This window comes from Micromonospora sp. NPDC023633 (assembly GCF_040640035.1).
Taxonomy (GTDB): domain Bacteria; phylum Actinomycetota; class Actinomycetes; order Mycobacteriales; family Micromonosporaceae; genus Micromonospora.
Genome location: NZ_JBFABB010000203.1, coordinates 1 through 8,040 on the forward strand (window position 1 = coordinate 1; position 8,040 = coordinate 8,040).

8 protein-coding genes are annotated in these 8,040 nt (G+C 73.1%); 5 read left to right on the forward strand and 3 right to left on the reverse strand.

From position 1 onward, the window contains the following. Positions 1–340 precede the first annotated feature (340 nt). Both AB0G13_RS33050 and AB0G13_RS33055 read left to right on the forward strand, forming a co-directional pair. Positions 341–682: a hypothetical protein gene (locus AB0G13_RS33050; protein ID WP_357883115.1), complete on the forward strand. Its 342-nt coding sequence runs from the start codon at positions 341–343 to the stop codon at positions 680–682. After that, complete coding sequence (locus AB0G13_RS33055) at positions 679–1,338, forward strand: nucleotidyl transferase AbiEii/AbiGii toxin family protein (protein WP_357883118.1); 660 nt, start codon at positions 679–681, stop codon at positions 1,336–1,338. Before AB0G13_RS33050 ends, AB0G13_RS33055 begins: the two co-directional genes overlap by 4 nt. An 8-nt stretch (positions 1,339–1,346) precedes the next feature. On the opposite strand, the gene AB0G13_RS33060 is transcribed toward AB0G13_RS33055, so the two are convergent. Further along, on the reverse strand, positions 1,347–2,249 hold the full coding sequence (locus AB0G13_RS33060) for an SDR family oxidoreductase (protein ID WP_357883121.1): 903 nt from the start codon (positions 2,247–2,249) through the stop codon (positions 1,347–1,349). Between the two features lie 212 nt (positions 2,250–2,461). On the opposite strand from AB0G13_RS33060, the gene AB0G13_RS33065 reads away from it, so the two are divergent. After that, positions 2,462–4,252, forward strand: coding sequence for a 5'-nucleotidase C-terminal domain-containing protein (locus tag AB0G13_RS33065; protein WP_357883124.1), 1,791 nt, complete (start codon positions 2,462–2,464; stop codon positions 4,250–4,252). A 166-nt stretch (positions 4,253–4,418) separates the two neighbouring features. Here AB0G13_RS33065 and AB0G13_RS33070 read toward each other — a convergent pair whose 3' ends face one another. Continuing rightward, positions 4,419–4,610, reverse strand: coding sequence for a hypothetical protein (locus AB0G13_RS33070; RefSeq protein WP_357883127.1), 192 nt, complete (start codon positions 4,608–4,610; stop codon positions 4,419–4,421). Positions 4,611–4,752: 142 nt separating this feature from the next. Beyond that, positions 4,753–5,883, reverse strand: coding sequence for a geranylgeranyl reductase family protein (locus tag AB0G13_RS33075; protein ID WP_357883130.1), 1,131 nt, complete (start codon positions 5,881–5,883; stop codon positions 4,753–4,755). 147 nt (positions 5,884–6,030) lie between these two features. Between AB0G13_RS33075 and AB0G13_RS33080 the strand changes: the two genes are divergently transcribed. Together AB0G13_RS33080 and AB0G13_RS33085 are read left to right on the forward strand one after the other, a co-directional pair. After that, complete coding sequence (locus AB0G13_RS33080; RefSeq protein ID WP_132239717.1) at positions 6,031–6,267, forward strand: hypothetical protein; 237 nt, start codon at positions 6,031–6,033, stop codon at positions 6,265–6,267. Between the two features lie 85 nt (positions 6,268–6,352). Then, a complete protein-coding gene (locus AB0G13_RS33085; protein ID WP_357883133.1) occupies positions 6,353–7,795 on the forward strand; it encodes an MFS transporter in 1,443 nt (480 codons plus the stop codon). Positions 7,796–8,040: the final 245 nt, after the last annotated feature.

An 8,040-nucleotide genomic window follows, 5' to 3' on the forward strand; every position in this document is an offset into this window, starting at 1 on the left:
GTTGTGCCGTGGCCGGCGCGCGGCCACCGTGGGGGTGTGGCCCGCGGTGCCCGGCGCAGGGATCAAGCCTGACCGCCCGGAGCCGGGTACGGCGGGCCACACCCCCACCCCGACGGACCCACAACGACACGACGGAGCCGCAACCACCCGACGCCCGACCACCACGACAGACCCGCAACCACCGGACGCCAACCACCACGACGACCGCGCCAAACCCGGCGAGGGCGACCCGCATCCGGCCCGCCGGGACAACGTCAACTCACCCCGACCTGCCCCGCACGCCACGACACCCGGCGAAAGCGCGATCCCGAGCGGCCCGACCTGGGGTTACCCTGACAGCATGCAGGCCCTCTCCCCCGCTCCGACCCGCGCGGCTCATCTGGCCCGCCCGGGCCGGCCCGCCGTGGTGGCCCGCACGCTCGCGGAGCTCACCGGCCCCACCCGTGGCGTGGTGGAGCTGCCGGTGCGGCTGATGTGGAACGCCGACCGCACCTTCGACCTGGGCGATCCGGACGAGCTGCTCTGGATGTACGAGAACGTGCTGCGCGAGACCACCCGCGCGGAGGACCTGCGGCTGCTCATCAACGGGCGCACGCTGCGTCGGGTGTGGCGACTGCTCAACCTGCCCCGGGGCGTACGCCAGGCGTGGGAGAGCCGCCACCGGGGGCTGCGTACAGCGTGAGCGACGCGCACCCGCACGAGTTCTACCGCGAGGTGGCCCGGGTGGCCCTGTCTGCTGCCGGGCCGTACCGGTTCGTGCTCGGGGGCGGGGTGGCCTGGGCCGCGCACGGGCTGGTGACCCGCCCGACGGAGGACGTGGACCTGTTCGCGGACGTGGAGGGTGCCGCCGCCGCGGCGGCGGACGGGGTGCGGACGGCACTGGAGCGGGCCGGGTTCGAGGTGACCGACGCCGACCCGGACAGCGAGCTGGCGGAGCTGTTCGACGGGTTCGACCGGGACCTGAGGGACTTCGTGGTGAGCCGGGACGGGCGGCTCATCCGGCTCAGTCTGGCCCGCCTCGACCGGCACCGCAGCCCGGTGGTGATGGACCTCGGGCCGGTGATGGACGTGCGGGACCTGATGGCGAACAAGACCGCCGCCCTGGTCAACCGGCGGGAGGTGCGGGACTACATCGACGTCGCGGCTGCCCTGGAACACCACGGCGTGGCGGAGCTGCTGGAACTGGCCCGCCAGCTCGACCCGGCCCTGGACGAGGAGGATGTCCGGGCCGCCGGCCGCTACCTGGACCGGCTGCCGGACCGCCGGTTCGCCCGCTACGGCCTGGACCCCGCCGCCGTCGCCCGGGTCCGCGCCCGCCTGGCCCCCTGGCCCCGCTGACCCACCCGCTACTTTGTGGGGCGGCCGCCGGTCACGCCGAGGATCTCGCCGGTGACGTAGCTGGACTCCTGGGAGGCGAAGAAGACGTACGCCGGGGCCAACTCGGCCGGCTGGCCGGGGCGTCCCTCGGGGGTGTCCTGGCCGAACTTCTCGACCTTCTCCTCCGGCATCGTCGCCGGGATCAGCGGCGTCCAGATCGGGCCCGGCGCCACCGCGTTCACCCGGATCCCCCGCTCGGCCAGGTCGGCGGCGAGCGCCTTGGTGAAGTTGGCGATCCCCGCCTTGGTGGTGGCGTAGTCCAGTAGCTGCGGCGAGGGGTCGAACGCCTGGATCGACGACGTGTTGATGATCGCCGAGCCCTCGGGCATGTGCGGCACCGCCGCCCGGCAGAGCCAGAACATGGCGTACAGGTTGGTCTTCAGCACCCGGTCGAACTGCTCGTCGCTGATGCCGAGGATGCCCTCCTCCTGCGCCATCTGGTGGGCGGCGTTGTTGACCAGGATGTCGATGCCGCCGAGGTCACGCAGTGCCCGCTCGATCAACTCCTGACAGTGCCGCTCGTCGGTGATGTCGCCGCGTACCGCGATGCCCTTGCGGCCGGCCTCCTCGACCAGCCGGACGGTCTCCCGGGCGTCGGCGTCCTCCTCCTCGCCCAGGTAGGAGATGAGCACGTCGGCGCCCTCCCGGGCGTACGCGATGGCGATCGCGCGGCCGATGCCGGAGTCACCGCCGGTGATGACCGCCCGCCGGCCGTCGAGCTTGCCGCTGCCGCGGTACGACTCCTCGCCGTGGTCCGGCTTCGGGGTCATCTCCTGAGTCGAGCCGGGCGGCGTCTGCTGCTGCTTCGGTTGTCCCTCCTGCTGGCCGTACTGGCTGGTGGGGTCCTGCTGGGTGTGCTGGTCCTCGCTCACCGACGTCTCCTCGCGCACCGGTCGGGTGTGGGTCTCCCACCGCCCTACCCTGCGGCGGCAAGCGGAAACGACCGGCCCGGTGTTACACGGACGGCCCCGTGCGCGCCGGTGGGATGAAACACCTCGGGCTGCTGTGGCAGGAGTGACGGCGGCTCGTTTATGGTGCGCTCGGCGCTCACCGGGCGTCCCGAACCCCCATGGAAGGGCACCTCATGACCTCTCCCTCCGGCCCGTCGCGTCGGACGGTGCTCGCCGCCGCGGCCGCGGCGGCGAGCGTCCCGCTGATCGCCGCCACCCCCGCCCAGGCGGCCGGCGCGGCCCGGTCGCGGACCTGGGACCTCACGATCCTCGGCACCTCGGACACCCACGGCAACGTCTACAACTGGGACTACTACTCCGACGCCGAGTACGACGACAGCAAGCACAACGACGTGGGCGTCGCCAAGCTGGCCGCCCTCGTCAAGCAGATCCGCGCCGAGCGGCGGGGCCGGGCGACGCTGGTGCTGGACGCCGGCGACACCATCCAGGGCACCCCGCTGGCCACCTTCTACGCCAAGCAGGAGCCGATCACCACCACCGGTGAGACGCACCCCATGGCCAACGCGATGAACGTGCTCGGCTACGATGCCGTGACGCTGGGCAACCACGAGTTCAACTACGGCCTGCCGCTGCTGGCGAAGTGGATCTCGCAGCTGGGCTTCCCGGCGCTGGCCGCCAACGCCGTCAACGTCGCCACCGGCAAGCCGGCCTTCCTGCCGTTCGTCATCAAGAAGGTCTCCGTCGGCTTCGCCGCGCCCCCGCTGCGGGTCGGCATCCTCGGCCTGACCAACCCGGGCAGCGCGATCTGGGACAAGGCCAACGTCGAGGGCAAACTGCGATTCGACGACATGATCGCCACCGCCGCGAAGTACGTGCCGATCATGCGGGCGCGCGGTGCCGACATCGTGCTGATCTCCGCCCACGGCGGCGACAGCGGCACCTCCAGCTACGGCCCCGAGCTGCCGATCGAGAACCCGACGGCGCTGATCGCCCAGCAGGTCCCCGGCATCGACGCCATCCTGTTCGGCCACGCCCACGCCGAGGTCGCCGAGAAGTTCGTGACCAACGAACAGACCGGCGAGCAGGTGCTGCTCACCGAGCCGTCCAAGTGGGGCCAGCGGCTCAGCCGGATGGACTTCACCCTGGCCCGCGAGCGGGGCCACTGGAAGATCACCAGGAAGACCGCCGCGCTGTTGAACACCAACACCGTGGTCGAGGACCCGAAGGTCCTCGCCGCCGTGCGGGCGCAGCACCAGAAGACCGTCGCGTACGTGAACCAGGTCGTGGCCCGCTCCACCGTGGAGCTCTCGGCGGCGGAGAGCCGCTACAAGGACACCCCGATCCTGGACTTCATCAACCACGTCCAGACCGAGGTCGTCGGTCAGGCGCTGGCCGGCACGTCGTACGCGGACCTGCCGGTCCTGTCGATCGCCGCGCCGTTCAGCCGGACCGCGGTCTTCCCCGCCGGCGACGTGAAGATCCGCGACGTGGCCGGGCTGTACGTCTTCGACAACACCCTCGAGGCGGTGGTGCTCAGCGGCGCCGAGGTGCGCACCTACCTGGAGTACTCGGCGAAGTACTTCCGGCCCCTCGCCCCCGGCGCCCCGGTCGACCCGGCCGCGATCAGCGACCCGGCCGTGCCGGACTACAACTACGACGTCTTCTCCGGCCTGGACTACGACATCGACATCGCCAAGCCGGTGGGCCAGCGCATCACCCGCCTGGTGCTGCCCGGCACCGACACCCCGGTGGCGGACAACGCGCAGTTCGTGGTGGCGGTGAACAACTACCGGCGCAGCGGCGGCGGGAACTTCCCCGGCATCGTGAAGACCCAGGTCTACAACGAGCAGCAGGAGATCCGTCAGCTGCTGATCGACTGGGCGCAGGCCAAGGGCACCATCGACCCGGCGGACTTCTACCAGCCGAACTGGCGGCTGGTGCGCGAGGGTGTGCCGGTCTTCTGACCCCGATCACCGGACGGGCCGCGGGCGGGATCGCCCGCGGCCCGTCCGCGTGTCGGTCCGGAACACGCGTCCGCGTGTCGGTGCGGACCGGGGATCGTCACCGGTCGGCGTCCGACGCGACGCGCCGCCGCCGTGGGGCGCGCCCTAGCCCGGCCCGGAGTGGTCGTCAGGCCCCGTGCCGCAGGTCCCATCGGTCCTGCTCGTCGCCCGGGTCCGGCAGATCCCGCCGCGGGTCGGTCTCGGTCAGCGCGGTCCGCTCCTCCGGGCGCACCGCGGGCGGCATCTCGCCAAAGCGTACGTGTCGCAGGAAGGTGTAGTCGTCGTCCGTGAACGACGGGCTGGGCCCCTCTTCAGCCATCGCTTCTCTCCCTCGATGTCGTCATTCTGCGCGCTGGTGACGGCGGACACCAGCGCTAAAGCATCCTAGGATCCTGGGTGAAAGCCGGCGCGCTGGGCCGGCCCTCCGTCCTTCCCGGCGGACCGGCGCCGCGGCTGCGCGCTCAGGCGGCCGGCGACCGGTCCAGCAGCGCCAGTGCCGCTCGGACCGGGGCGCGGTGCAGCGTCTCGTCGAAGCTCGCCCTCCCCTGACAGAACCGCACGAACATCCGCCAGCCCGGCGGGGTGGCCAACAACGCGTGGAAGACCCCGGGCCGCCGGGTGAACACGTCGAGCAGCCGGTGCCCGGCACGCATCGACGGCACCAGGTCCCGGGTGACCGCCCGGTCGTACCCCGCCAGGTCACCGGCGGCTACCGCCGCACCGGCCAGCTCGCCGGAACGCAGCGCGTAGCTGATCCCCTCCCGGCTCCACGGCTCCAGCAGCCCCGCCGCGTCGCCCGCGACCAGCACCCGGCCCCGACGCAGCGGCGAGTCCTCGGCCCGGCAGCGGGTCAGGTGACCGGAGTCGTGCGCGGGCTCCACCCCGGACAGGCCCAGCCGGTCGACGAACCCGCGCAGGTAGGCCCTGGTCCGCTCCCCCTCGCCCCGGGCCGCGATCACGCCGACCGTCAGCCGGTCCCCCTTCGGGAAGACCCAGGCGTACGAGCCGGGCAGCGGCCCCCAGTCCAGCAGGAGGCGGCCCCGCCAGCGGGCCTGCTCCTCCGGCGACACGGGCAGCTCCAGCTCCAGCCCCAGGTCCACCTGCCGGTGGCGCACCCCCACGTGCCGGGCCGTCGCGCCGGAGGAGCCGTCCGCCCCGACCACCGCCCGCGCGTGGACCGTGCTTCCGTCGGCGAGTCTGAGGCGTACGACGTCGGGGTCCTGCTCGACCGCGCGGACCGCGACGCGCTCGCGGACCTCGGCGCCGGCGGCGACCGCGGCGGCGCGCAGGCGGTCGTCGAACTCCTCCCGACGCACCATGCTGACCAGCGGACCGCTCCGATGGCGGCGGGTGAACCGCCGTCGCCCGTCCCGGGTGAACGTCACCCGGTCGACCCGGTCGTGCGCGGGCACCTCTATCCGGTCGGCCACCGCCGCGAGCGAGGTGCCGATCAGGCCGCCCCCGCAGGTCTTGTAACGCGGGTGCGCGGCGCGCTCCACGACGAGCGTGCGCACGCCCGCGCGGGCGGCGGCGTGGGCGGCGGAGAGCCCGGCGGGGCCGGCGCCGACGACGGCGAGATCCCAGACGATCACTGGTGCAGCGTAGGGCAAACCGCAGCGTCCGGCGCCGTCGGCGCGGCCGGGACACCGCCCGATCGGGTGCGCATCTTCGGTCGCCGACCGGGTAACCGCGCGGCGCAACCGCCCGCTCAGGGGTGGGACAGGCTAAGGAGGAAGGCCATGCGGCAGGTGCAGCTGTCGGATGTCGAGGAGCGGGTGTACGACGCGGTCGCGGCGTTGGAGGCCCGGGGGCAGGTGCCGTACCCGGACCTGATCGCCGAGGAGGCCGGTCTCACCGAGGAGCAGTTGCGGGCGCCGCTGCACCAGCTGACCGAGAAGAACCTGTTGCACCGGGAGGACTCGCCGATGGCCGGGCTGGACTTCGGCCCCCGGTTCTGCGCCCGCCAGATGGCGTGAGGCGCCGCGCGCCGCGTGATGGTTCGTCTCCCAGGGACCGGGGTAGCGCTCAGCGATGCCCGATCACCGGTCCACGGGAGGCACGATGAGCCCGACGGGTGCGCCACCATCGGCCGAGGCCACCGCGTCGCCGGACGACCGGCGGCGCTGGCAGGCCCTCGGGGTCGGGCTGGTCGCCGCCTTCATGACGCTGCTCGACGTGAGCATCGTCAACGTCGCCGTCCCGTCGATGGACCGCGCCCTCGGGGCCTCCCCCAGCGACCTGCAGTGGGTGCTCTCCGGATACGCCCTGACGTTCGGGCTGGTGCTGGTCTCCGCCGGGCGCTTCGGCGACGCGCGCGGCCGGCGTAACGCGTTCGTCTTCGGGATCACCCTGTTCACGCTGGCCAGCGCGCTGGCCGGGCTGGCCGCCTCCCCCGCGTGGCTGATCGCGGCCCGGCTACTTCAGGGCGCCGCCGCCGGGGTGGTCAACCCGCAGGTCACCGGGCTGATCCAGGAACTCTTCCAGGGGCCCGAGCGGAGCCGGCCGTTCGGGCTGCTCGGGGCCACCATCGGCATCTCCACGGCCGTCGGCCCACTGCTCGGCGGCCTGCTGATCGCCGTCGGCGGCGAGGAACACGGCTGGCGCTGGGTGTTCTTCGTCAACGTGCCGGTCGGCGTCCTCGCGGTGGTTCTCGGCTGGCGGCTGCTCCCCGGCCGCCCGGCCGGTCCACGGGACCACCGGCGGCTGGACCCCGTCGGGGTGCTGCTGCTCGGCGTCGGAGTGCTGCTCGTGCTGCTGCCGCTGGTGCAGCAGGAGTGGCGGAGCCCGGCGAAGTGGCTGCTCGTGCCGGTGGGGCTGCTCACCCTGGCCGGCTTCGGGGCCTGGGAACGGTGGTACGCCCGGCGCCAGGAACCGCTGTTCGACCTGCGGCTGTTCGGCTTCCGGTCGTACGCCCTGGGGTCGCTGATCGCGCTGGTCTACTTCGGCGGGTTCACCGCGATCTTCTTCATCTTCACGCTCTACCTGCAGAACGGGCTCGGCTACAGCGCGCTGGTCGCCGGCCTGGCCATCACCCCGTTCGCGCTGGGCTCGGCGGCGGCGAGCGCGCTCGGCGGCCGGATCGTCAACCGCTTCGGGCGTCCGCTGGTCGCGGTCGGGCTGCTCACCGTGGTGGCCGGGCTCGTCGCGGTGGTCGTCGTGCTCGCCCTGGCCCCGAGCGGCGCCACCGTGCCGTGGCTGACCGCGGCTCCCCTGCTGGTCGCCGGGCTGGGCAGCGGACTGGTGATCGCACCGAACCAGACCCTGACCCTGTCCCAGGTGCCGGTGCGGCACGCGGGCAGCGGGGCGGGCATGCTCCAGACCGGCCAGCGGATCGGTTCCGCCGCCGGGATCGCCGCCGTCGGCTCGGTCTTCTTCTCCTCGCTGGCGGCCAGCGGTGGGGACTTCTCGCTCGCTTTCCGGCACTCGCTGCTGCTGGCCGCCGGGGTGATCGCGCTCGCGCTGGTCGCGGCCCTGGTAGACGTCGCCCTCGGTCACCGTCGCTGACGGCACCGGCCACCCGTGGCTGCCCGCCTCCCGCCGAGGGCTCAGTGGGGTGTGCGCGTCCTCCGGAGCCGGACGTGCCGCTGGCCGGCACCCCGGGTTCGGGTGCCGGCCAGCGATCCCCCTTGTGGTGGAAAGTCTGTGTCAGTTGTTGTCGGGTCAGTTGTTCCAGTGCTCGGCGACGAGGTCGGCGGCCTGCTGCTCCCACTGGGCGTAGTGGTCGGGGTACGCCGAGACCTGCACGGTCT